General features: G+C 60.3%; 20 protein-coding genes. 5 read left to right on the plus strand and 15 right to left on the minus strand.

Annotated features, from left to right (window positions below; all coding sequences use genetic code 11):
• The first annotated feature begins 37 nt into the window (after positions 1-37).
• Together KA712_12210 and KA712_12215 are read left to right on the plus strand one after the other, a co-directional pair.
• Positions 38-2065: a bi-domain-containing oxidoreductase gene (locus KA712_12210; protein MCG5053717.1), complete on the plus strand. Its 2028-nt coding sequence runs from the start codon at positions 38-40 to the stop codon at positions 2063-2065.
• Between the two features lie 240 nt (positions 2066-2305).
• Positions 2306-3049, plus strand: a complete 744-nt coding sequence (locus KA712_12215; GenBank protein MCG5053718.1) for an FkbM family methyltransferase — start codon at positions 2306-2308, stop codon at positions 3047-3049.
• Here KA712_12215 and KA712_12220 read toward each other — a convergent pair.
• From KA712_12220 to KA712_12260, 9 genes are all read right to left on the minus strand, one after another.
• Positions 2990-4474, minus strand: coding sequence for a hypothetical protein (locus KA712_12220; protein ID MCG5053719.1), 1485 nt, complete (start codon positions 4472-4474; stop codon positions 2990-2992). The two genes, KA712_12215 and KA712_12220, sit on opposite strands and share 60 nt — an antisense overlap.
• 115 nt (positions 4475-4589) lie before the next feature.
• A complete protein-coding gene (locus KA712_12225; GenBank protein ID MCG5053720.1) occupies positions 4590-6704 on the minus strand; it encodes a polysaccharide biosynthesis tyrosine autokinase in 2115 nt (704 codons plus the stop codon).
• A gap of 580 nt (positions 6705-7284) precedes the next feature.
• Positions 7285-8073 carry a DUF268 domain-containing protein gene (locus tag KA712_12230; protein ID MCG5053721.1) on the minus strand — a complete coding sequence of 263 codons (789 nt, stop codon included), beginning with the start codon at positions 8071-8073 and terminating at the stop codon, positions 7285-7287.
• Positions 8074-8101: 28 nt separating this feature from the next.
• The gene (locus tag KA712_12235) at positions 8102-8737 is read right to left on the minus strand and encodes an alpha-1,2-fucosyltransferase (GenBank protein MCG5053722.1); all 636 of its coding nucleotides are present in this window, start codon (positions 8735-8737) and stop codon (positions 8102-8104) included.
• 266 nt (positions 8738-9003) lie between these two features.
• Positions 9004-10356, minus strand: a complete 1353-nt coding sequence (locus KA712_12240; GenBank protein ID MCG5053723.1) for a hypothetical protein — start codon at positions 10354-10356, stop codon at positions 9004-9006.
• Between the two features lie 102 nt (positions 10357-10458).
• Positions 10459-11367 (minus strand): glycosyltransferase, encoded by a 909-nt coding sequence (locus tag KA712_12245; GenBank protein MCG5053724.1) that lies wholly within the window; start codon positions 11365-11367, stop codon positions 10459-10461.
• Between the two features lie 15 nt (positions 11368-11382).
• Positions 11383-12318 carry an NAD-dependent epimerase/dehydratase family protein gene (locus tag KA712_12250; GenBank protein MCG5053725.1) on the minus strand — a complete coding sequence of 312 codons (936 nt, stop codon included), beginning with the start codon at positions 12316-12318 and terminating at the stop codon, positions 11383-11385.
• The gene (locus KA712_12255; protein MCG5053726.1) at positions 12315-12887 is read right to left on the minus strand and encodes an acyltransferase; all 573 of its coding nucleotides are present in this window, start codon (positions 12885-12887) and stop codon (positions 12315-12317) included. The genes KA712_12250 and KA712_12255 overlap by 4 nt, the downstream gene beginning before the upstream one ends.
• Positions 12887-13984, minus strand: a complete 1098-nt coding sequence (locus KA712_12260; protein ID MCG5053727.1) for a DegT/DnrJ/EryC1/StrS family aminotransferase — start codon at positions 13982-13984, stop codon at positions 12887-12889. Before KA712_12260 ends, KA712_12255 begins: the two co-directional genes overlap by 1 nt.
• Before the next feature lie 255 nt (positions 13985-14239).
• Between KA712_12260 and KA712_12265 the strand changes: the two genes are divergently transcribed.
• Positions 14240-15931: a heparinase II/III-family protein gene (locus KA712_12265; GenBank protein ID MCG5053728.1), complete on the plus strand. Its 1692-nt coding sequence runs from the start codon at positions 14240-14242 to the stop codon at positions 15929-15931.
• Here the strand turns inward: KA712_12265 and KA712_12270 are convergent.
• Positions 15928-16539, minus strand: a complete 612-nt coding sequence (locus tag KA712_12270) for a hypothetical protein (protein ID MCG5053729.1) — start codon at positions 16537-16539, stop codon at positions 15928-15930. The genes KA712_12265 and KA712_12270 overlap by 4 nt on opposite strands.
• Complete coding sequence (locus KA712_12275; GenBank protein MCG5053730.1) at positions 16536-16922, minus strand: hypothetical protein; 387 nt, start codon at positions 16920-16922, stop codon at positions 16536-16538. Before KA712_12275 ends, KA712_12270 begins: the two co-directional genes overlap by 4 nt.
• 442 nt (positions 16923-17364) lie before the next feature.
• Between KA712_12275 and KA712_12280 the strand changes: the two genes are divergently transcribed.
• Positions 17365-18597: a glycosyltransferase family 4 protein gene (locus tag KA712_12280; protein ID MCG5053731.1), complete on the plus strand. Its 1233-nt coding sequence runs from the start codon at positions 17365-17367 to the stop codon at positions 18595-18597.
• A gap of 158 nt (positions 18598-18755) precedes the next feature.
• Positions 18756-20249, plus strand: a complete 1494-nt coding sequence (locus KA712_12285) for an undecaprenyl/decaprenyl-phosphate alpha-N-acetylglucosaminyl 1-phosphate transferase (protein ID MCG5053732.1) — start codon at positions 18756-18758, stop codon at positions 20247-20249.
• Positions 20250-20269: 20 nt separating this feature from the next.
• Here the strand turns inward: KA712_12285 and KA712_12290 are convergent, their stop codons facing one another.
• From KA712_12290 to KA712_12305, 4 genes are all read right to left on the minus strand, one after another.
• The gene (locus KA712_12290; protein ID MCG5053733.1) at positions 20270-22786 is read right to left on the minus strand and encodes an O-antigen ligase family protein; all 2517 of its coding nucleotides are present in this window, start codon (positions 22784-22786) and stop codon (positions 20270-20272) included.
• A 111-nt stretch (positions 22787-22897) separates the two neighbouring features.
• Positions 22898-23593 (minus strand): polysaccharide export protein, encoded by a 696-nt coding sequence (locus KA712_12295; GenBank protein MCG5053734.1) that lies wholly within the window; start codon positions 23591-23593, stop codon positions 22898-22900.
• A gap of 13 nt (positions 23594-23606) precedes the next feature.
• Positions 23607-24866, minus strand: a complete 1260-nt coding sequence (locus tag KA712_12300) for an outer membrane beta-barrel protein (protein MCG5053735.1) — start codon at positions 24864-24866, stop codon at positions 23607-23609.
• Between the two features lie 123 nt (positions 24867-24989).
• On the minus strand, positions 24990-25568 hold the full coding sequence (locus KA712_12305; protein ID MCG5053736.1) for a hypothetical protein: 579 nt from the start codon (positions 25566-25568) through the stop codon (positions 24990-24992).
• Positions 25569-25704 lie beyond the last annotated feature (136 nt).

A 25704-nucleotide genomic window follows, 5' to 3' on the forward strand; every position in this document is an offset into this window, starting at 1 on the left:
CGCTTCCCTCGTTTCCACTGGAACAGAGAGGATGGTCATGGACCTCGCCAAGAAGTCCCTTTGGGGGAAAGCCAAGGCCCGCCCCGACCTGGTTCGTAAGCTTATGGCGAAGGCCTCGCGCGACGGCCTGATAGCCACGGTGGAGGCAGCTCGCCGAAAGCTCGATTCGCCGATCCCGCTGGGATACTCCTGTTCAGGCATCGTGCTGGCCGTAGGAGAAGGCGTGGAAGCCATTCCTGTCGGGGCTCGCGTGGCTTGTGCCGGAGCGAAAGTGGCCAACCATGCCGAGATGAATTTAGTCCCTCAGAACCTTTGTGCACTAATTCCCGCAGAAGCCACGGATGAGGCGGGCGCGTTCGTTACCGTGGGTGCGATTGCTCTGCAGGGGGTTCGGCAGGCCCAACCAACCCTGGGAGAGACCTTTGCCGTAATTGGCTTGGGCCTCATCGGCCAACTTGCGGTGCAGCTGCTGCGGGCAAATGGATGTCGCGTATTGGGCGTCGACCTCGATCCGCGGAAAGTGGCGCTTGCCGAGCGCCTCGGGGCCGAGCGGGCGATGACGCGCAACCAGGATGTCTTGGGCGCCGCTGCGGCCATGACAGGCGGACGGGGCGTCGACGGAGTCGTCATTACGGCAGCCACTTCGTCCAACGACCCCATCCAGCTCGCTGGCGATCTTTGTCGCGACCGCGGCCGAGTCGTGGCAGTGGGCGCCGTAGGCATGGACGTGCCCCGTCGCCCTTACTACGACAAGGAGATTGCGCTTTACCAAAGCCGATCCTACGGGCCTGGGAGATACGATCCGGTCTACGAAGAGCTTGGAATGGACTATCCTATCGGGTACGTCCGCTGGACCGAGAAGCGCAACATGGAGGCCTTCCTCCAGCTTGCAGCCGAGGGCCGAATCGACGTTGAGCCGCTAATCAGCCACAGGTTTCTCATTGGCGATGCTGAGTCGGCCTACGAACTCATCGGCCCCGGACGCCCCGCCGATGTTCCCGAACCGCTCGGCATCCTACTCACCTATCCCATTGAGGAACAGGAGTTCGGGCGCACGATCGAGATGCCCGCCGCAAACGTTCGGAGACGAGGGAATGTCCGCATCGGCTTCGCCGGGGCTGGAAACTTTGCTTCCGGCGTACTGATTCCAGCCCTTGCCGAAACGCCCCACGTAAGCCTTTCGGCGATCGCTTCCGCGCGCGGGTTTACGGCCACGCACCTTGCGGAACACTATGGATTTTCATTCGCCACAACGGACCTCGAGGCTCTCTTGGGCGAAAACACGGATGCTGTGGTGATTTCTACGCGGCACAATTTGCACGCCGCACAGGCCACTGCGGCTCTGAAGGCTGGTAAACACGTTTTTGTCGAGAAGCCACTTGCCCTTGACGAAGACGAGCTCGGGGACGTGCTCGCTGCGCAAAAGGAAACAGGGAAGCTTCTCATGGTGGGGTTCAACCGTCGCTTCTCGCCGCTAGCGGTGCAGATGCAGCAGTCCTTCTTGGGACACCGCGGGCCCCTTGTGATGCACTATCGAGTGAACGCGGGCACATTGCCTGCTGATTCGTGGATCTACGATCCTGCCGTGGGAGGTGGCCGTATCGTTGGAGAAGCCTGCCACTTCATTGATCTGATGTCGTTTATCGCAGGGGCCTCCGTTGTCGAGGTTTATGCCAAAGCCGTGGCCCCGAAGGCTGGGGTTCGCGCCGACGAGAACGTGATCCTCACCATCACGTATGCTGACGGGTCCATCGGCAGCATTCACTACGTGGCCACGGGTGATACCGCAACCGGCAAGGAGCGCCTGGAGGTGATCGGCGAGGGGGCCTGTGCCTACCTCGAGGACTTCCGCTTTCTGGACCTGCACAGAAACGGTAAGTCAAAGTACGTTCGAAAGCTATCTCAGGACAAAGGGCACAAGGCTGAGCTCGCAGCGTTCGTGGAGGCTGTTCGTCAGGGGGGCCCGGCGCCGATTCCCATTGAGTCGCTCTCGGCCACCACACGAGCCACTTTCGCGGCTATGCGGTCTTTGGCCACAGGACTGAGTGTGAGTGTGGCTATCTGATGCATAAAGACAGGCTGAGTCTCAGTCCGAGTAGAGGACTCTTCGAGATGGCGATGCGACCGTGAGCCAATAAATGGTGGACCAGCCGAGATCGCCGAGCGTAGAGTAACCACGATGACTTCAGGGGGATCAGTGAGGCGTCTCTTAGCTCGAGCTTCGCGAAGCACGCCTGCATTTAGGGGCAAGATCCGGCTCTTACGGGGACTTGATTCTCTTTTGATGCGATTTGAACCAGGGGTATTGGTTGAGTCCGTCGATGGGGTCAAGTTCGCGCTTCAGACCCGCGACCTCATCGACTTCAGTGTCCTCTATACGAAGGGGCATCAATCGCAGCTGATTTCTTACCTGTCTTCGAGACTACAGGGCCCGAATCGTGTTTTCTGGGACGTTGGCGCAAATGTAGGGGCAATCTCGCTCCCGGTCGCCGCGCGTGCCCCCAAGGCGAGGGTGTTCTGTTTTGAGCCTTCTCCGGGTGTTTATGGCCGCTTGAAAGAGAACCTCTCCTTAAACCCGACCCTATCGGAACGCATAGCTGCACGAGATTGGGCATTGTCCGACTTGGATGGTGAGACTTGCTTCTTCGTCAGTAACGAGGAGTTCAATAGCGGGGTAGGCGGGCTAGGTACCGCGCCTAACCGGGAGAAGCATGGAACAACCGTACGGGTCTTTCGCGCAGACTCTCTAGTCGAGCGGGCCGATATCGAGCCTCCCGACGTCGTGAAGATTGATGTTGAGGGCTTTGAAATGGAGGTTCTCCGGGGGTTCGGCGAAGCCTTACTAGGACGCGAGGGTATAGAGCTAGTTTTTGAGCACCAAATGTACCGGCTTCTAGAAAGACAACGAGGTCCTGAAGAAGTGACGAACTACCTGCGAATGCGGGGTTTCAAGCTATTCGTTTTAGACCAGACATCAGTTACCTTCTCCTTAAGGACTCTCGTCCCCGACGACTTGGGAAGGGATTGTGACATCGTGGCGCGCAGGTGAGACAAGCAGCTCTCCCATAGGACCGAGCTGCGCATGGGACAAAACCGGACCAACGTGCCCTCCTATGCGCGCTCCACAAGAGGCGCCCTTGTTTGACGGCGTCTTCGCTACAAACGAAATTGCCAGGAACAGGAGGATAGGGTCTCGGGCGTCGAGTATGAGGGTATCGATGCGCGATTCCGCAAGCGCGATAATCGAGAACAGGGCACCGGAGAGAAAGAACGAACGAAAACTCGAGACTCTGGTGAGAGTTCGTTGAACTTGCCGAAGAACAACCCCGTAGACGATAGCCGCAACGGCCAAACCGAGCCAGCCGAACTCGAATACAGCCTGGAGCCAAGGCGTTGGACCGAGGTCTATGCGTGGAAACCGATGGGTATTCCAGAGGGCCTCCTCAATCGTGTACCGGTTCGCGATGTCGTTCTTTTGTGGCCAAATTAAGCTCGGTACCGCACGCACGATTCCTTCGAGGTAGGTACCCGCCATTGCCGGACCAGATTCTAGAAAGTTGCTTACGGCAGCAAAGTACTGCTGTGCGTACCAGTACCGCGTCTCCAGGTTGGTGAGGGTGGCGTCCACAAGCCCCTGATCTCCCTTGATGACAGAGTCGGCCACAATACCAAATCCAAACGCACCTCGTGCCGAAACTTGGTTCCGATAGACAACCACAGTTAGAAGCGAAATGCAGACTAGGCCTCCGATAGCAATGGTCCGCCTAATCGACAGTCGAATGTGAAATACACGAAGTGCAACGAGGCATAGGGCAAGATTACTCAACTGCGCTCGCCGGCTTGCACTAAGGAGCACGAAGGCTGCAAGGGAGAACCCCGCACCGTACGACAACATACGGAGGCTCGGCCATCGGAGAGCAGCGAACAGACAAAGGGCGAGCCCCACTTGGAGCGCGTGCCGGGTCAGTCCGGAGAAAACACTTGCCAAGGAACCTGCCGCAGGCGCGACCGCACCAGCGTAAGGATTCAAGACTCCGATCGTCGCAGAAAAAGCGCATGCGACAATAAACACTGCGACGAGAATCACAAATCCGAGGGGTCCCTCGGGCTCCAATGTCCATGCCGCCTCGGCTGCAACCCTTGTCGAAGCTATGTGCACAACTAGGATCGTGAAGCCAGAAAACAAGAGGTGTCCGACGAATATGCTTTCGTCCGAGAAAATGAATACCATCCGCGAGAGGGGATCGATGACAAGCATGGATGGACACTGAAACAGTAGCCACATCGATATCACTAGAAACACAGGCGTAGGGTAGCCGCCACGCGGCCACTGCCCACGAAGCACAGCGTAGGCAAGCGGAGAAGCGTTTAGGAGCGCCGCTAGAGGAGCCCACCACGTTAGGCCGCCCGATTGGGTCAGCAGTCCGAGCAGGAGGAGCGCTACCGCCGAAGTGAACCAAATCGGTACGATCATGAGAAGAACTACACAACGGGAATGGAATACGAGCTAGGTCAAGCAAGTGCTTGGTTCTAGACCCTACCCTACTCGGTACCCAAGCACCGCAGAACGCACCGCAAGCCTTCGCGCCTCAAGCTTGGTAACTGGAATAGGTTCGGTAGTAGTACGAATACTTGGAGTAACTCCCTCGTTGGAGGTCGACTCGGTTGACGATTGCCCCGAGGATCTTTGCTTTGGCGTCGACGAGCTGCCGCCGCGCAAAAAGTGCCGCATCTTTTCGGGTATGATTTGCCCTCACTACCAACAAGACCCCGTCGGTAAGGTTTCCAATTATGGCGGGATCCGTGACGGCAGAAGTTGGTGGCGAATCGAATATCACAAACTCGAACTGCTGCTTAAGTGCGGAAAGAAGTCCCTTGAACACACTAGAATGGAGAAGCTCAGCGGGGTTCGGTGGAATCGGCCCACAACTAAGGATCGTTAGGTTTGGAACCTCGGTCGACTGAAGAGCTTCCTCTAGTCTGGCTTCGCCGACGATCACAGACGAAATGCCTTTGTTATTCGGAAGTTGGAATGACTTATGTACCCGAGGTCGTCTCATGTCGGTATCGACAAGGACAACTGAGCTTCCCGACTGGGCCATTGTTATCGCAAGGCTAATCGCAGTTGTCGTTTTGCCCTCTTGAGGACCCGGGCTAGTCACTACTAAACACCTAAGCTTGGTTTCGGGAGAAAGAAAGAGGAGGTTTGTTCGGATCGAACGACACGACTCAGCTGCCGACGACCTAGGGTTCAGATGAACACCAAGGTCAACCTCTCTGGTCAACTGTCCTCGACCTTCACCAACCAAAGGCACTATCCCGAGTACGGGTACGCCCAACGTTTCTTCGGTCTGCTCTTGGTCCTTGAGACTCCGGTCGAGGCTATCAACGACGAAGGCAATCACGAACCCTACGAGCGCCCCAGATGCCGCGAATACCAACAGATTCCAAACAACTCTAGGCCGCACCGGGATAGGGTTAGAAACGGCGCGCTCAAGAATGCGGACGTTGTTGGTTCGTATCATCCCCGTGAGGCCAGTCTCCTTTTCCCTCTGAGTCACGAGGTCGAACAGCTTCCGGTTCGTTTCGGTGTCTCGAAGGAGCTGACGGTAGGGGAGTTCCATCTTCGCAAGCTCAATTGCCGACTTCTTTTCCGCTTCCATGTAGCGATTGAGTGCGTGCTCCGTCTCAACCACAGAAAGATACGCCTTTTCTTTGGACTCGAGGACCTGCTTCATTTCTCCGCGGTACTCAGTCTCAAGCGTCTGCAATTGCTCGTTGACTGATGTCACGCGCGGATGCTGCTCGCCGTACTTTGATTGTAATTCGGCCAGCGTCTTCCTCAATTCTATGAATGCCCTCTTTATGTCCTGAACCACTGCATTCTGGCGAATGTCCGGCAGCGCTTCCTGCGCGTCGATAGTCGCCATTGACTGGTTGATTATTTTTCTCTCAGACTCAAGTTCGATCCGGCGGGTTCGTGCGTCTGCAAGTCGATCGTTTAACGCTGACAGGTTCTGATTCGTCATGCCCTGCCGAGCGTCTAAGTCGATATCGAGCAGGTTGTTTTTGGCCCGATACTCGTAAAGCTCTTTTTCGGAGGACTCCAGGGATTGCCTAAGCTTCACGACTTGGTCGCCCAGCCAAATAGACGCCGACTTTGAGCCGTCCAGCTTTAGCTCTAAATTGAAGTCCATATAAGAGTCGGCGATGGCGTTCGCAAAGTCAGCGGCCGACTTTGGGTCCTTGTCTCGAACAGTAATCGTCGCAATCCGAGAATCCTTGATCGGCGTGACGGTCAAACTCCTACTAATTCTCTGAAGTAGCTTGGCTCTCTGGTCTGGACCGTTGAGCGTCCCCGCCAAGCGGTCAACGGCTCTGCCAACCACGTCGTTCGACCGGATAACTCTGTATTGAGTCTCGTAGAATTCCTTGTTCGCCCAGTAGGTGCCGGTGCCGAGTTCGACCACGTCCTTTATACCGCTTAGGACTTGTGGAGCAGACGGGTCAATCACAACGGCACAAGATGCCTCGAAGACCTTAGGTTGGCGGAACGTCCAAAGTGCCCCGACCACAACGGAAACCACAAGCGTGCCTACTATCCAGCGCCATCCGAGCAGCACCAGGCGTAGATAGTGATTGAGTTCCGCCACCATCGAGGGATCGCCTCCAGGTGTCACACCAGACCTGTTTGCCTCTATCACGGGTGGGAGAGTATCCCGGCCGGGCTGGCTGTGCAAAGCGAACGTAGAGCGACAGCGCACTGCATCCATCACTCGTCAGCCGTTTTCATAGACGGCTTGCCCCCACCAAAGGCGGAGCGGCGCGGCGTTTGGAGGTCGCCGCTACGGGGGGGCGACCTCCGTTTGCTTGGGTCGAGAGTGGCGGCAGGAGCCGGAACTCAGTCGCAGTTACCTCGTGACCAGGTCTGTGTATGGCGATTCTGGTCGGCTTGCCGAGGTCTCCTGACTAGCAAGTAAAGCTTGATGCCGTTCCGTTCCCTAAACATGAATCAAGGCCGCCTCGCTAACGTTGACAGGTTCGGGAATGGCCGCCTTCAGGAGTCCACTAGTGGCTGGCAGCGCGTACTCGATCAATCGGAGTCCGTCCCGCGATCATGCCCAAGCAGAAAACGATTTTGCAAAGTGCCGGGAGCCTCCCGTGATTCCCCCGCCTGCGCGAGACCTCAACCGGGGGCGGACCGGCGTACGGACCCATCGAACCAGGGACTCCGACTGGCGATTCGGAACGCCTGCTGGGGCAGACCGCTGGGATCGCCCTGCCTCAGTGCGCCCTCTTAAAAACAAAGATGCCGCACGCGTAAGCAGCTTCCCTAAGCGCCCTTGGGTCTCCACCTTCCGAGAACTCACCATCATCCCCGATTGCTGCGAACGCTGCGAGTTGAAGCGGCGCGAAGGCGGCCAGGATCGTATCCGGCGAAAAGACACGATGGGCATTGAACTCCACTCGCTCTCTCCCGACGGGCGCGGAAAAGTACAGGGTTCCGCCCGGTGCCACTAGACCCTTTAGGGTCTCCACCCCTTTCCTCCAGCCCTCGGGATCTACTGGGTCTCCATACCTGCCCAAACCGAAATGCTCTACCGCATGAAGACTAGACACCGAAAGCGCTCCATTGGGGAAGTGCTCTGCGATGGTCGCACTCTCAGCTTGAACGAAGTTCAAGCCCTCGATACGAACAGGAAGTGGACGTATATCGATCATCGTAAGCGGCATAAACGAGAGAACATGCGCAATGAAACCATCAATGCGAGATCCGATATCGACGTGCTCGGCGGGCCGCGCTTTGTAGATCTGCCTTGCCACCCACAAATCCTGCATGAAGTAGTGCCCTCGCGTCGCGCCGGCCGCTTCATAGAAGTCCGAAAGGATCGGGTATAGCTGGTCAAAACGCAGTGGGAACTGTCCCGACTTGTCCTGGTTTCGGTACTCACGGACATCCCTCAAGAATCGAGGTAAATTCGCGAACCGCTTGAGTCCAATCGGAGAAAAACCCAAAACAGTTTCACTGAGCCTACTCGTCTTCTTGAGCGCTTCCTTAGCCCTTGTAATCATTTCGAGCGATCCTATAAACTGAAATCCGTTACCCAGTCAGCGATGTCCACGACGAAGGGACGGTATCTTGATTGTCCCACCGTTTAGCTTCTGGACAGATTACCATCTTGTCTGGATGTCTACCTAGCCATGCTGCCCACCAGCTGAACGTACTGTTCGAGATTACAAAGTGACGGCATTGGCGCATCATCCAAAAGTCATGAAGCCCACTGGCGGCCACATGATGACGCTGGTCGACTATCGTAAATGGCACCCGCTTTGGCATATTCGCCGCGAACCACTCCGGCGCATCTCCAAAGCAAAAGAAGTGGCAGTTCGGACTCGACTCAAGAATACGCGTGATTGCGTTCTCATAGTATTCCCTCTTGAGGGATCGAGAATCCTCATGCGATAGCGGGTCCGCTCCTTGCCCCTGCGTGAGTGAGTAAAGCCTTCTTGCATGAACCGCGACTGGCGTAGCAGTACTCTCTATCTTTCGGCGAAGCGTCCGATCGTAGCCTCCGGGAGGCTCGATCATTGCTAGTTCGTCTCTGATTTGAGAAGCGCTGCTCTGAAAGTACTTTTCAGACTGCCAATATCCTTCGAGGAAGGTCAGGGGAGCCAGCTGCTCCTTTTCAAGTATCGGAGCATAACGGAGGATGGTCGGTTCCGTGATGTAGTCCACGATTGCATTATTTTTCCATGCCCCTGTCGCCCTCTTGAGAAGATGTCGAGCCAATCTACCCGAAGGGAAGTCAAGTGCCTCCAACCTACCCGCGAATCTTGCATTCAGAGCGAATTGGTTGAGTTCGGGCGCTCTGCCGTACTGGTCGCGACGAAAGCCACTTCGGCAGTCGAGAACTAACCCGACTCGGTGGAGGCGAGCTAGGCTTCGCGCTGCAGCGTATATGAACAGTTGGTTCCCAAGGCCACCGAATACACGTGCGATAATCATTGATTACCACCGCGCAAGTGGATTACTCCACGGACAGAGAAAAACAGACCACCAGCCCCTGAGGCAAGTACTACGACCAAGTGCATTGCCCAGTGAAGAATCGAAAGGTCTCGGGACCTCAAGAGCAGGAGTGCTACACACGCCGGAGAACTTGCGACCATCACGAGCCCCATACGCCTCAGGGGAAGATTCAAGACGAAGTGTCGTCTCATGCATATGCCAAGCGTGAAGAACATACTGAGGGATGCGAGGAGAAGCGCCGGACCAAGGCCATCGATACCCCATAAGCGCCCAAGAACAAACACTCCAACCACCGAGGTAACGGCGCCAGAAACGCCCGCTGGCAACAGAAGGTCGGTTCGCTTCCTGCCGACCGCGGCCAGATGATAGCAGCCACTTGCAATACGGACGCTCTCAGCAGCAGCGGCCCAAGCGATGAGGCGGTAGTCGCTCTGGAAGTCCCGCCCAAGCAGGATCCAAGAAAGTGGCCTGGCACCGCAAATGACCAGGAGTCCAATGAGAACTAGTATCGGAAGCAGGACATCAGCCAGCGACTGTACGGTTTCGCGCTTCTGATCTTCCTCACTGGAAGTCACTCCGCGATAGAAGATAGGCTGGTAGTACTGCTGAAACAGCGCTTCAAATGCCACGAGGATACCCACTCCTGCAGAATAGTTCGCCGCGAAGCTGCCTAGGGTCTCTGGCGAAAGGACATTCTCAACTACAAGACGATTCGCTTGTGTCTGCCCCCAGTACAGGAGGGAGCCTGTCGCCATTGGCCATGTAAATCGGAGAAACTCTGCGAGATCTAGCGGTGCGATGACGACAGACTGCCCCGTTCGTGAACGAAAACATCTGCGGAGGTACAACACCGCCGCCGCGGCAGGAAGCATCGCACCGACTGCTAGACCCAACATCCAGTTGCGAGCGGACGGCCCCAGAAGAATTACCGCAAGAACCGCCAAACCCGGTTTCAGAAACGCGGCTAAAGTCGAGAGCGCAACATAGACGGAGCGCTTTGACAATATGTTGAGGGGAGCGAACGCAACGTTGCTGGCTTCGGTGGCGAAAACGAACGGTACCAAAGCAAAGACCAGAGGGCCCATCTCCACCCCGTAGTGCCACTTGGCCACGTATGCGACAACAGTCCCTACAGTCACAGCAGCGATGGTCAGCCCAACCAGAAACTGACGAAGTCGGTACCAAGCCTCCCCACTCTCCTCCCACGAAAGAAGGTTTCGGAAGTAGTGATTTCCGACAGCTGAAGCTATTGGCGATACGGCAACAGCCAGGATCGCCGCCAGCCAGTAGAAGCGTCCCGCCTCGGCAGGAGACAAGAACGTGGTCAAGCATCGCAACGTAACGACGATTGCCACGACCTGAGACACTCGTCCGATTCCCAGGAGCGCAAGCGCCCTTACTGTCACCGCAAGGCTCCGATTCCTCGCTCGTCACTCGAAGCAAGCTTCGAGTGACGAGCGGCTGAACTCTTCCGCAAGCCATTTCGCAGAAGTATCGTAAGCAGTTTCGATATCCCCATCCGTGCAGGGATTATGGAGTTTGCGGGAGCCCCCCGTGACTCCGTCAGCAACGGTGGAAAGTGCCGACCGCAACGAAAGTCGGGCAAGGCCGACGGTTTCGTCCAGACGGGGAAGTGTCCCGCTAAGGAGATGATGAGACGCTTTGAATGCCACTTCTTCGCGCAACATCCTTCTGCCAAACTTCACAGCATTGCTTTGTGGGTTTTCAAGACGTACGAACAGTGGGGATGCGTACCACACCTGCTTGCAGCGACTTGTAGATAACCGTAACGACAGTTCGGCATCGATGCGCTTGCTACTGGTATTGAAGAGACCAGTCATAGCCAGCGAAGACCGGCGAAACATTAGACCCAGGCCGCACAGGAAAAGCGGCCCCTTCCCCTCTTTCCAGCGCCGAAACGAGACACCATCGTTTCCAGCAGACGGTAAGCTTCGCGAGCCTAGCTGCAGTCCCGCCCCTTGGGACCAGAGAACATCGATTTCGGGATGGTCCTCCATGAATGTCCGGCAGACCCGGATCGCAGGATAATGAAAAACATCATCGTCCGAGATGAGTTTGATCAGGTCTCCCCGGGCGCGGAGCATTCCGCGGTTCCATCCATGCGCTTCTCCCGCATCTTTTTCGGAAGTGAACTGATCGATTCGATGGTCTTTCTGAAGCGATGCAATGAAATCTTGTGTTCCGTCCGAGCTAGATCCGTCGACTACGACAACCTCTTCGTCATCCTCCACTTCGTCTAGGAGACGGGGAAGAGCATGTCTCAGAAAGGGAAGCTTGTTGTAGGTATTGACCAGATACGTCAGACGAGGTGCAGGCATTCGCAGTCCACCCAATCAATAAGGGAACACAGACTCGTAGTACGAAGCAGTCGACGCGATTCCTTCTCGGATCGGAGTGAACTTGAACGCGGGAAAAACCCTGCGAAACAGCTCGTCGTCCATGACCTTTATCGGTGCTCCGTCCGGCTTTGAGCGGTCCCATATGATTTCGCCGGAAAATCCGGTCTCCTCAACGAGAATGTCGACAAGCTCTCTCACGGACAGGCCAGACGCTTGCGCGACGTTGAACGCGGCCGGCAAAGCTAAGTCCTCGCCAAGTACTTCGGCCACAATCCTAGCGAAATCTGGGGCATACAACCACTCCCGTATCGCAATGCCGGTCCCCCAAACCTCAAGTTTTCTTTCGCCCAATCGCTTTGCCTTCACGACCTTACTAACCAGGGCTGACAGCGCATGAGCCTTCGTCGGGTCGGTGGACTCATACGGCCCGTACATGTTGGGGACAAACAAGCTGAGGGATTTAACCCCGTGCTGCATCTCAAAGCATTCGGAAAGGATCATCATCATGCGGCGAGTGCTGCCGTAAGACATCACCGATCGGTGCAGCGGACCACTCCAAAGGTCTCCTTCGGTAAACTTTTCGAGGTGCGCAGGGAAGGCGCAGTTTGCGACAGGGTTGACGATAAGAGTCTCTGGGCTCACCTCCGCAGTCGCCCTATACAGCGCGAGGAGAAGGCGCATGTTGTCTTCGACGACTGTTGCGGCTTGCTCCGTTACATATACGAGACTCCCTACGTGGGCAGCACAGTTGACGATCACTCGACAAGGGGTAGAAGCCAGGAGGCGCTTGACCTGGCCGACATCCCGCAGGTCGCAATCCTTTCTCGAAATGGCCGAAACCTCGAAACCACTTTTCTTAAGTGCGTCCACCACGTGGCGTCCCACGAAACCTGAGGCGCCCAACACCATAAAGTTCTTCTCTGCGGTCATTCTTCGTACCCCATTGCTCGGGCTGCTTGCAGCATCCTATCTCGCGGCCGCTCCCGGACCTTCCGGGCAGGAACCCCGAAATATATAGACCAAGGCTCCGTACTACGGAGGACAAGTGAACAAGAGCCCACCACGCTGCCTTCGCCCAGAGTCACGCCTGGGTGCACCACGACGTTAGTCCCGATGCTGGCGAACCGACGGAAGATGACTGGTGCATAGTTCACACGGTCGCGGAACTCCGGTGGCGACATACCCACAAGACCGTGCCCCAGGAACTCGTCTGACGCACAGAGGATGCGGCTTCCCGCTCCAACGGTGTTGAAGCCCTCCATCCTGAGTGTGGATTTGGCACCACCAATGACGGTGACGTACGGGCCGATGTGCACGTAGTCACCCATCGTCACAGCCGTGGTGCAATAGAACCCGGAGTCTATGGCGATATGCGACCCAAGCTCCACGAGGGCTGGGCGCTTAATCTCGACTCGCGGGCTAATGAAGACGTCCTGCCCTTGAGCCCTCAGCTGAGAGTAATCGTAAGGTGCCGTCTGATCCTCAGACTCTCGCGACATCACCAACCACTCTTGACGCATTCCACGATTCTGTGGACGTCTTCTTCGGTGATTTCTTCGTGGCAAGGAAGGGACAACTGTTGGGCGTCGAAACGTTCCTGTCCGGGGAGCTCGGGTGTGACCCCTCCCAACACACGATTCCGGTCGATTCGGCGGTGCACTACGGAGCACGGGATCCCGTGCTCCTTAAGCTTGCGTACCAAGTTGAGCCGCTGTTCAACGAGGACGGTAAATAGCCACCACGACGGAGAACTGCCCTGGTGGACCGCCGGAAGTGTTAACCCTGGCACCTCAGCAAGGTGATGAAAGTACGCGAGGGCGATGTCTCGCCGGCGGCGCAGTCGTTCGGGAAAGGATGCCAGGTTCCCCATCCCAACCGCCGCAGCTAGGTCGTTCATGTGGTATTTGAACCCCAGATCTGAGAGGTTGTACTGTCGCTCTCCTAGTTCATCGGGGACTGCCGTTGCCCGGTCAATGCCGAACCATCTAAGCCGGCTTACTGTTCTCTCGTCTTGTTCGCTGAGCGAGCAAATCGCTCCTCCGTCGCCAGTAGTGAGGTGTTTGATCGCTTGAAACGAGAAGCACGTGAACCTCGATATCGCACCGACTGGCGTACCTTTGTACAAGGCCCCGAGCGCATGCGCCGCATCCTCCACCACTGCGAGGCCGTGCTGCTGGGCGAGCGATCCGATCTCGTCCATCTCGCAGGGTATACCCGCCCAGTGCACCGGCATGACTGCCTTCGTTCTCTCCGTGATCCTAGACGCAGCAGAACTGACATCTAAGTTGCCGGTCGTGGCATCGATATCGGCAAATACGGGCCGTGCCCCCGCCATGAGCACGGAGAGCCCGCTTGCGACAAATGTTTGGGGCGGAAGAATGACTTCGTCGCCAGGTCCTACCCCCGCCGCGACGAGGGATAGATGGAGAGCAGACGTGCCGCTGTTCACCAAGCGAGGCCTGACGAGGCCTAACGACCGCTCGAGCGCCTGCTCGAAGCTACGAGCGACCGGCCCTTCGCTCAGGCGTCCAGAACGAAGTACATCAACTGCTAGGCGAATGGCCTCGTCGGAAACGTGCGAGTTAAAAAGTTCCATAGGTCAGCCGGGGTATGCGCAGCGCGCCCTCGTTCAGGGAGCGGTAGAGTACCGCCAGGGCCGGCGAAGCGCAAAGGGCCGAAATCAGAATACAAACGCGCGGCACGAACCGGAAATACGCCTCCCCTGGCCCGCCCGGTTTGGTAGGGGGCTCGCGCCACGACGTCGCTACGAGCCCCCCGTCTCGCGGAACCCGAGTGACAGTTTCGTCGAGATAGTATGTGTTGTTGTAGGCAGTCTAAGGTAGCAGCGACCATGTCTCCCAACCTCCCCCGCCTGCTTCGGACCGTCGCTCACCTCACCCCGGGGCAGGTCACCTCCCGCATCGTTCACGTGGCCCGCACGCAAGCCTACCGCCGGCTCGCGCGCTTCCCCATCTCCTGGCTATCCTTCGATGCCCACGCCCGCGGAGCGCTCCGGGAGCCGCTGGAGCTCGAGACCACTTTGCCTGTCGCCGAGATCATTGACCTGTGGCGCCAGGGCCAGGTGAGCTACCACGGCATCAAGGGTCCCAGGGACGACTGGAAGGCCAGCGGCCACACGCGCCTGTGGCAGTACGAAAAGCACTATCACGTCGAAGCGCTCGCGCTCGGCGCCGCGGGTTTGGGAAACACCCCCGAAGCCGCTCGCGCTCGCGACGATCTGGTCACCCTCGTGGCCGGCTGGCAAAAGGCCTGCCCGCCGCTGGCCGGGGCCAGCTGGGAGCCCTACCCCATCGCCCGCCGCGTGCTGCACTGGTCCCTTGCGCTGGCCGCCTGCCCCCAGCTGGGCCCCACCCTGGCCGGACGCCTCGCGCCACAGGTTCGTCACCTGCACCGCCACCTCGAGACGCACCTGCTCGGCAATCACCTGCTTTGTGACCTGTTCGCCGTCGTCGCAGGCTGCGCCGTACTCGAAGCCCCGGGCCTCGACGCCCTGGCCGCCGTGGCCCGCGAGGAGCTCTGCCGCCAGCTTCGCGCCCAAACGCTTCGTGACGGCGGGTACGCCGAGCGCACCGCCCAGTACCACGCCGTGGTGCTTCGCGACCTGCTGTGGACGATAGCGCTCACCAATGCACGAGGCCGGCCCCTGGCGCTCGAAGCTCACGCCACACACATGATGCAGTGGCTCGGGGCTGTGGTGCGCTCCGATGGCAGTTTCCCCTGGATCAACGATGCCGCCCCGGACACCACCCCCGCCTGGCCTGCCCTGCTGCGATTGGCCCACCAGGTGGGACTGAACCCCGAGGAGACCTTGGAGACACCCGTGCCGCGGCCTGCGCCCGAAGGACCGCTGGTGCTCCACGAAACGGGCTGGTTGATCTGGCGTCCAGGGAAGAGCGATCTGCTGTTCGACTTTGGCTTGGTCGGGCCGCCCGAACAGCCGGGCCACGGGCACGCCGACGCCCTGGGCTTCGAACTCATCTGGGAAGGCGAGCCCCTGGTCACCGATACGGGCATCACCACCTACGCCGCGAACGAAACGCGCGCATACGAACGCAGCGCCGCCGCACACGCCACCGTTTCCGTCGACGGGGAAGGCAGTGACGAGGTGTGGGCCTCTTTCCGCGTGGGCGGCCGAGCCGCACCCTACCTGGCCCGCGTCTCCCTCGATGCGCCCGGCGCCCTGGCCGTGCAAGCCGTGTGCAAAAGCTTCCGTGGATGGCGGCACGAACGGCGGCTCGAGTTCACCGCCGGCAAACGCCTGGTCGTGGAAGACCATCTCGAAGGCTCATTCGCCCAGGCCGCGAGCCATGTGCCATTGGCCCCCGGGTGGCAGCTGACGGACGAGGGGGGGGCGCTAAGCCTCGTCAAGGGCAGCCAAACCCTGAGGTTTCGTGTGCTGGCAGGAGGGCCCGCTCGCGTTGCCGCCGGATGGCAGAGCGCAGGCTTCGAGCACAAGGTCCCCCGCCAAGTCATCCACGTGCCCCTGGTCGCGGGGCGCGCCAGCTACGAAATCTGCGCCTAGCGCCCTTCTGGCCGACCAGCGGACTTCGGCCTCGAGCAGGTGGGAACCTCGGCGGCGCCCTCGTCAAGCAGCATGCCTCCCTCGAGGGGTAGCGCGAGCCGCCGCCCCTCACAGGTTTCCAGAACGAACGCATCCTCCCGCAGACCGACATACCATCCCCAGCGACGAACCCCGCTGTAGGAGGGCAAGGCATCGGGGGACTTCAACAACGTCGAAAGCCTCCACTCGCGAGCCTTGCCAGCCCGAGGCACGATTCGGACGAGTACCGGATCCCCATCTTCCGGCTCCAGCATGTCACTTCCGAACACGGACAGCAGAAAGCGCCCATCATTCGAGACGTAAACAATTCTTTCCGGCGTCTCGGCTCTCCAGAGCAAACGGGGGGTGATCTGAAACCAGGAATTCGCCTGCCATACAAGCTCCTGGCCCTCGACGGGGCCGGCCGCATAAACATCCGTTGCTCCACGCTCCCAATCGAGCACGCCGATGTAACGACGATTCTGAGACCATGACACACGAGCCCCATCGACGAGGAGAGGCGCCACCGCCAAGGCCGAGGACGGGGCAAAAAGGAGGAGGCCCGCGACGGCAACTGCGCTCGCCTTCATGAGAGTACGGTGGTGACCCGACAACCGGGAAGCATCGTCTGTACAGACTCGCGAACGAACTCGAGGTGGCGCTCTCGGAGCTTGCGCCCAAGGTTCATCACGCTTTCTTTGTCGCCGAATTCGCCGTCAGCGTCACGATATTCGTCGTTGTTCCCAAGGGTATGGCCGAACTCGTGTGGGGCCACGTAGAAGTTCTTCACAGTCGGGCTCCCCAGCTTGAACGTGGCCTCATGGGGCAAAACGTCGAAGCTAAATAGAAAAATCTGGCGTGTGTGGAACTGCACCTCTGCCCGAGGCCGGGGCGGTGCGTCCAGTGCCTTTGTGACGAGGACTTCCCAGTGCGGATCCGTCTCGACCTTCTGGATGTCGAAAGTCAAGCTCAAGCCTTTGTCCCCGTAACGCTGCAAAACTCTTTGGGCCGCATCAGACGGGCGAGCCCCCTTTTGTTCCTGCACCAAAAACCGAGCCTTTCGACTCCACACGGACCAAACCAGCCGATCGACCGCGCCATGGAATTTGGCCTTCTCGGCAGCCGTCCAGCGACTCAGGCCTGGCTTGGCAGCCCAGGCGTATCGCCACTCCTGTCGAACCAGGACGTTCCCACTTTCGAGATTCAGGTCAAGGGTTGCCCAGGCTTCTTCCCGTATTAGGTTCTTCAGGAGCTTTTCCATGGCGCGAAGCGGTTATTGTCTCGCACATGACGGGCATGAATCAATCAATTTGGAAGACGCAAAGAGCCCTTCCAGGGGGCAACCGGCGGTATCCACTCGAGGGCTTCGCCACGTCAAGGAGCGAGCGATTTGTGATAAGACCTGCCCCGCTCCCGTGAAAATTCTCTACGTAAGCCAGTACTTTCCCCCCGAAATGGGCGCTCCCGCAGCCCGCGTGTACGAACTGTCTCGTGCCTGGGCCGCCCTGGGACACGACGTGACCGTCCTGACTGGATTTCCCAATCACCCCACGGGCGTCATTCCCGCCGAATACCGGGGCGAATACCTCCGCCGGGAAATCGTGGATGGCATCAAGGTGGTGCGGGTTCCGATTTACGCTGCAGCCAACAAGGGTTTGCTCAAGCGGAGCCTGAACTACGCTTCGTTCAGCGCCAGCGCCACTTTGGTGGGGCCCGCCGTCACAAGCCGCCCCGACGTGCTCATCGCCACGTCTCCCCAGTTTTTGTGCGGCGTCGCGGGCCGGCTCGTGGCCTGGGGAAAGCGGGTGCCTTTCGTGTTCGAGGTCCGCGATCTTTGGCCCCGCAGCATCGTCGAGGTGGGTGCCATGAAAGCGAACTCGCCCGCCGTGAAGGTGCTGGAGCTCCTCGAGTGGGCTCTTTACAAAACCGCTGACCACATCGTCGCCGTCACGGAGTCTTTCGTCGACGAGATTGCGGCCACCGGTGTGTCGAAGGACAAGATCTCCGTCGTTACCAACGGCGTGGACCTCGAGCTTTTCCAGCCCGGGGAACGCGCCAGCGCCCGAGCGGCGTTAGGGCTGCCTTCGGATAAGTTCATCGCCACCTACGTTGGCACGCATGGCATGGCTCACGGGCTCGACCTCTTGCTTGACGCCGCCCAAGCCCTGAGGGCCAAGCCCATTCATTTCCTGCTCGTAGGCGAGGGAGCGGAAAAGGCTGCGCTCAAGCAACGCGCCCAAAGCCAAGGGATCAACAACGTAACTTTTTGGGACCAGCGCCCCCGAACAGAGGTCGCCAAGATCCTGAACGCCTCGGACCTATGCCTGGTGCTCCTGCGAGACAAGGGGCTGTTTCGCACCGTGATCCCGTCGAAGATCTTCGAGTTCATGGGGGCGGGGCGCCCCATCCTGACCACTGTCGATGGCGAGTCTCGAACGATCATCGAGACCGCGGGCGCGGGCGTGTTTTCTTCTCCTGGTGACGCGAACGCGCTCGTAGCGACGCTGGAAGCGCTGCTGGGACCGGACGCGGGCCAGCGGCTCGAGGCCATGGGGCGAAGTGGCCGGGCCTACGTGGAGGCGCACTACAGCCGGCCCGCACTGGCCGCAAGGTATCTGGAAGTTCTGCAGCGTGTCGCCGGTGCGTAGGGGAGAATCGCCCCATTTCGCAAGCGCACAACGCCACACCTGCAGGATGCGTGCGTAACCAGCGTGTGTCCTGGTGTATGCGTGCGTTCGTGGATTGGCGTTTTTCTGAGTAGTCGCTACAATTGCGGTCCCTAATGCGAGATATGTGAGGAGTCGGTGTGAGATCAGCAGGTGTCGCATTCTTGCTTTCGTTGGTGGTGGCGGCGTTTCTGACTCCGGTGGCCCGTGGGTTTGCTCTTCGTTTCGGCTGGCTGGACCACGCGCGCGGATCCCGGAAGATTCACGGGAAGCCCATTCCCAGAATCGGGGGCGTGGCCATCATCCTGGGGTTCTTGGCCCCCCTAATCGCTCTGGCGATTTACCAAACCGGAACGGGCAAACTCTTCTATCAAAACGAGCTCCGTGCCTTCGGGCTGATGGCAGCCGGTGTGGTCATCGGCCTTCTGGGCCTGTACGACGACATCAAGGGCGCCAACGCCAAAAAGAAGCTCAGCGTGCAGGGCACCCTGGCCGTGGCCCTCTATCTTTGCGGCTTCAAAATTCAACAACTGGCGACCCCCTTCGGGTTCACCATCGATCTCGGGCAGTTCGCCTTGCCCTTCACCGTCTTCTGGATCGTGGGCGTGATCAACGCCCTCAACCTCATCGACGGACTCGATGGCCTGGCGGGCGGCGTGGCCTTCTTCGCGGTGGGCACCACCTTCGTCATCGCGTTCATGCGAGGTGACGCGCTGATGATGCTTTTCATGGCCTGCCTGGGCGGCGCCGTGTTGGGCTTTTTGTTTTATAACTTCAACCCCGCGTCCATCTTCATGGGGGATACGGGCTCGATGTTTCTGGGCTTGGTGCTGGCTGTGGGCTCGATCCAAACCAGCCAGAAATCCTCCACGGCGGTGGCGATCTTGATCCCCATCATCGTGCTCGGTTTGCCCATCGCCGATACGCTCATGGCCATGGGGCGCCGGGCCTTTCGCGGCCGGCCCATCTTCAGCGCCGACAAGGAGCACATTCACCACCGCTTGTTGGCCCTGGGGCTTTCCCACCGCAAGGCCGTGCTGGTGCTCTATTCGGCCTGTGTGGTGCTGGCTGCCGCAGCGCTGTCTTTGGTGTACGCCAGCAGCCTGCAAACCGTGGTGATTCTCACCTTCCTGGGCGCTTCCTTCGTGGTGGGCATGAGGTCCATCGGCCTGTTCCGCATCGAACACGCCAGCCAAATGGGGAAAAAGCGCCAGCGTAACCGACGCCTGCGGGCGGCGGTGCGCGCCGCTGGTGAGCGTCTCTCCCACGCCGAAAGCCCCGACGACTTGTGGGAGAGCGTGCGGGTGCTGGAAGATGATTTCGAGGCCGCCAGCCTGGGCCTATGTTTGCTTTCGCCGGGCAAAAAAACGGACGTTCACGTGCGCCGCTACACCACCCGCGAGCTGACCGAGGGGACCGCAGCGTTGAGCCGCTCGATCGAGTTTCAGGGCGAGTTCAAGGGCGCCCTTGAGCTGGCCTGGACGGACGGCCGCTTGGAGATCGACCGCGACGACGAAATCGCTGCCGAGGTTCTGTGCGATCACCTCAGCAGCGCCTGGAAGCGGGTTCACGAAACCCTTAGCGACCAGCGGCCGCGCCCCACCACGCGGGGCAACCTCAGCATCGTATCCTGAGGCCACGCCGGCAAGCCCGTTCAGCCCCCGCCGGTGAGAGCGTCTAACCGTGCGCGCTGGCGAAGGGATTCGATGCGAGCCAGGGCTTGGTGTGAGGGCTCGTGCTTCGGATCCAAGCGCAAAACGGCCCGGTAGCCATCCACGGCCTGGGTGTAGAAGCCTCCGGCCTCGGCCGTAGTGGCCAGGTTGTACCAGGCGCCAATGTTGTTGGGGTCGATGCTGGTGGCGGTTTGGTAGTCGCGCAGGGCGCGCGGGGTGTTGCCGCGCTGGCTGTTGGCCTGCGCGGAGAGCATGTAGGCCTCCGCCACGTTGCCCCCGCCACCCTGGAGGGCGCGTTTGAGCCCCTCGAGGCCCCGCTCGAGCTCGCCCCAAGACTCGAGGCGCATGGCCAGGTACACGCGTTGGCGGGCCAGCGCGAGGTCGTTGGGGTTGAAGCCGGCCGCGCGGGTGGCGATCGTGAGGGCCTGTTGCAGGTTGCCCCGGCGCTCTTCCACGACCGAATGCAGGTGAAGCGCGCTCGGCTGCCGCGGCTCCCGCGCCACCAGCGCGGTGACCTGTTTTTCGGCGGCGTCGAGGTCCTTTTCGTTGAGAGCCAGCTGGATGCGCAGCAGGGCCAGTTCGAAGGCATCGGCCTTCAGCGCGTTCGCGTGATCCAGGGCCTGCCGGGGCGGGGCGCCTGTAGCTTGGCGGTGCACGAGGGCCCGGCTGACACCCAGGGCCACGGCGGCCGTTTGCGGGGCCAGACTGGCCACCTGTTCGTGCGTGGCTTTGCGGACGAAGAGCTCGTCCAGGATCGACCACTGGCTTCCGGGGTCCAGATCCATGGCGATCCGATATTCCACCAACGCCTGGTTGGGCCGGCCAAGTTGCCACAGGGTGGTGGCGGTGGCCCGGTGCACGTTCGCGCAGTTGGGACAGAGGCGGGTGGCCCGGTTGAGGGCGGCGAGACGGGGCGAGCGCGTGCCCTCCCGCAGTGGCTCCGCCGTGGATTGGGCCAGCGGGAAGAAATAGTCGGTGGGGTGCACGCGGGCGGCCGCCACGGCCAGCGCACCCCGGGCCGCGGGCTCGACCTCATGCAGGTGCGCGTCGAAGGGTTGCGCGGTCACGAGCGTCACACCGCCCGTCACCAGGCCTGCTACGGCGGCGGCGAGTGGCAGCCAGGTGCGGGTGGGGCCTGCCTGGCTTGGGCGGCGGCCTCCAAGCAGGCGTCCCAGTAGAACGCCCCCCAAGGCGGCAAAAGGCAGGCGCAGGCCCAAGGTCTCGAGGCCAAAATCGAAGACGTTGTGGGCCAGCAACGCCACCAGGGCCGCCAGCAGCGCCGCCTCGACCCGGTCGCGCAGCAAGCGCCGGCGCACGATGGCGATGACGTAGCCACCAGCCCCCAGGAGCAAGGCGAACCCGAGCCAGCCAAGCTCGATGAGGTACTGTAGCGGCTGATTCTCCACGAAGTTCTGTTGCACGGGGCTCGAGAGGGACCGGTACGCGGGGTATACGCGATCGAAGGCCCCACGGCCGATGCCGGCGGGATGAGCCCACAGCACCTTCAAGGCATCGATCCAGACGTCCGTTTTCTCCCCGGGCTGGGCGATGCGGGTGCGGGCCAGCTCGTCGAGAATGGGCAAGGCGCCGAGGGCCACTGCGAGGCCCAGTGTGAGGGCCACCAGCCCCAGGGCTACAGGAACGCCAACCGGGCGGCGGCGGGCCTCTGGGTCGTCGCTCCCCCGGGGCAAGCAGAGCACCAACATGCAGGCGCCCGCGGACAGGCCCACCAGAGAGCCACGCGAGAGCGTGACCAACGCCGCCGCCCCACAGAGCCCGGCAGCCGCCATCCAGCCCAGGCGAAAGAGCCGGTCACTCGTGAGGAAGGCGCAGGCAAGGGCGGAAAACGCCCCCAGCTCGAAGAATTGGGCCGTGTGGTTGGGGTTGATGAAGGGGCCCACCAACGTGGGCGCGCCGCCCAGCCCGAAGGTGCCGTAGACACGGTCGTAGTTGAGCAAGGGATGGCCGATGCCGATGAACACCCCCGCCACGGCCGCCACGGCCACGGCCTTGACGAGGAGAGGCCCCTGGCCACGGCGCCCGGCTGACAGGTTCAAGCTGACAAGGAAAACGAGCAAAGCCAACCCGCTCCGCAGAAGCTCGATACGGGTGGTGACGGGATCCAGGGACAGGGGAAACGAGGTAAAGGGGGGCGGGGGGCCGTTTGTGAGCAGGGCGTTGCCCGCCGGATCCAATCTGCCCCGCAAGCCCCACGGTAGGGGCAGGGTTTGAAGTAGCGGCATCACCACCAGCACCGCCAGGGGCCAGGCGTAGCGGGCCCCGCGCCAGGGCTTTCCCATGCCCTGGTTCGCGATGAGGAGGCTCGCGAGTGCGAGGGCCCCCAGGGCAACTGCCGCGAGCATGGCGGGCTTGTGAACCGTACCCACAGCCAGGGGGGCCCAAAGCAGGAGCAGGCCCATCGCCACCAAACTGGCAAGGTGTGCCGGACCCGCAAGGGCGGCCAGCCGGGATTCCGGTGCGCGGGGGGGAGCCGCCATCCTTAAGGGGGGGTCGAGGAGGGAGAGGAGTGGCGCCGAGGAGGGCCGGAGAGCAGGAGTCGGAGGGAGGAGTCGGAGGAGTCGGAGGAGGAAAGGGTCTGAGCCGCGGCCCTAGAACAGCCGCTCTTCCACCACGAGCACGTCTCCGGGCAAGAGCGGCACGTTGGGGGAGCGGCCTTCGCTGATATCGGCCACGGGAAGCGTTTGGCTCTTTACGGCGCCCTTGGCCTCACGCCTCAGGGTCACTTTGTTCTTCGCTGCGATCGGGGTGAAGCCACCTGCGGCAGCTATCGCGTCTACGATCGTCATGCGGGGGAAGTAGACCACCGAGCCGGGTTTTTGCACCTGACCCAACACCGCAATCTTGCGGCTGTTCCACTCCTTGACCATGACGGAGACCTGCGGGTTTTTCAGGTAGCCGTCTTTCAATTTGTCGGCGATGAGCCTCTGCACCTCGCCGCTGCGCAGCCCCACCACTTGAATGCGTCCGGCGAAGGGATAGTCCACCGTGCCATCATCCGAGATGCGGAACTCCCCGGACAGATCTTCTTCTCCGTAGACCCTGACCACGAAGACATCGTCGATGCCCATGGTCTCGTCCGGCGGTAGCAACTGGGCCAGATCAGGGTTTTGAGCCAGAGGCCGTCCCGATTGGCATGCGCCGGCTAGCAAGGTCGCCCCCAGCAAGAGAAAAAGCCTCATCTGCGCCATGGTCAGTCCGGCATGATGACGCCGGAACGAAAACGAATCAAGAGTTTGCCTGCCCCGGGGAGAGAACACGGAGGCGGGCCGCACGAGCTTCGGCACCCGCCCCTCATCCTCAGTAGGTCACACCCAGGCGCGCAAGAACGAGGTGCTTCGTGTAGTCGAAGCCCGCCGAGTTGGGGAAGAGCTCTTGATAGTTGCTGTCGTTGACCGTGGCGATGTACGAAGCGCCCAGGAAAAACCAGTTGGCCACGAAGAGGTCGGCCTGTGCGCCGGCCTGAACCACGTTGTCTTTCCGCTCTTCGGCACCGGGTACGATCGATCCCCGGTAGCGGCGCGCTTCGTAGCGGGCAAATGCCGTGAGCATCATGCGGGTGGCCACGTTGGCACTGAACGAGACGTAGGGAGAATCCACGTCGAAGAAGTTCGCGATCACCGGCGAGTTACGGAACTCACGCCGGTATCCCACCATCAATTTAGTCAAAGGAGTGGGGGCGTAGCTTAGCTCGGCCACGGCGCCCAGGTTGCTGAGGCCCGAGGTGTTCTGCACGGAGCCCGTGTAAAAGCCATTCAGGTAGCCCACGCCCACGTGGAGGTTCAGCTTGTTGGTGATGAGGCCACGCAAGCCCAGCAAAGTACGCAAGGGATAGGAATCCTGGCGTGCCAGGTTCGCCGGAGCGTCATCGGGATTGAAGTAATCGATGTAGCCTTGCGACGCCTGTACGAACAGCGAGGTCTTGGGCAGCCAGCGCCACGAAAGGTCGAGCGTGAGGTCGTGCCCCATGTGGTTGGCGTACTTGAGGGCCTCGGTCTCGAACACGTTCACCATGTTCGAGTAGCGCAGCATCATCTGCAGGCGGCCGCCGCCCGGTGCGTAGCTCAGCTGCAAGCCCGCCATGTTGTAGATACGGGTGATGTTGCCCGTGCCGGCGCCGTAGGGCGGTTCCTCAAAACGGGCGAACTGGTCGGTGAGCGATACATTCAGAGGAGCGTTCGGGTTGAAATCAACCAGGGCCGAAAGCACGGGGTTGAAGGCCCGCTGTTGCTTGGCGTTGTCGTCGTCCGTCAGGAACTCGCGGTAAAGCAGGGTGGCCGTGAGGTCGTAGTAAAGACCCGTGGGCATGGCCCCACCCCGCTCGCCGTTCGTCAGCTCGAGGAAAGGCACCACACGCAGCACGGGTGCTGCCACGCGGTTGTTGTTCTGGAAAAAGACGTTGGTGTCGTAGCCAGCTTCCAGGCCCACGCCTGCGTGCAGCACCGAGCTTTCGCTCAGTTTGACGCCGCCCATTTGGCCCAAGTTGGCCTTTTGCGGCAGGAAGGCGATGCCCAGGCTCGTGTCATGGCCGAGCTGCTGAAGGCCCTGGGTGCTTTGCATTACACCCTGCGCGTGAGCGACAGAGGCACACAGGGTGAAGGCTAGAGCTATCGCTAGTCTCGAGAAGCGAATCGTCATTGGAGGCGGAGGAGGTTGTGGGTTGCAGGAACCGCCAGGCGGGCCTTAGATGAAGGGGCTCGCGGCAGGAGGTCGCTCGTACACCGGATCGAGAGTGCCCGGCTGGGTGCCGTCGTCCTTGCGGACATCGGGCGAAACTTCCACATCCACTTTCGTTGCCCCCACGAACTGAAGTTCTTCTCCAACACAGCCCTCCGCCTCCGCGCCCAGAATCTGGACCTTCTGATTGACGATCGTGATTCGCGTGTACTCGTGTGTGGCCGCCCCTTGATCGTTGCGGGCCGCGGCGTCTTGCAGGTTCTGCAGCGCCTTTTCGAGAATGTTCATGTTTGCGTTCGACTGCACCACCTTGTCGGTGAGGCAGTTGAGTCGGATGACGTCTTTTTGTTTCCGGGCGTCGTCGACCATCTGATTCAGCCTCTGCGAGGTCTGCATCATGTTGGTGCGGTACATCTGTGACTGGGTGAGCATCTCCTGCGGGGAGATGTCGGCCCGCTGAGGCACGGTGACATCGACGGCGGGCGCGCCCTCGGCCGAGCCCTGCGGTTCTGCAGGCGTTTGGGCCATGGCGATTTGGCTGAAGAAGGTCGCCCCAACCAGGATTTTGAGCACCCGAGACATCATTCGACCTCTTTCTTAAGAAAACGAACCCGCCTGGGAAGGCGAATCCGATCTGACGCAATATACGAGCAGGTTTAGCGTTGTGTCAACTCTTGTCAGAGTAGGCATCTAGCCTACATCTGGTTGATTTTATGTGGTT

Source organism: Myxococcales bacterium, assembly GCA_022184915.1.
Classification (GTDB): domain Bacteria; phylum Myxococcota_A; class Polyangia; order Fen-1088; family Fen-1088; genus JAGTJU01.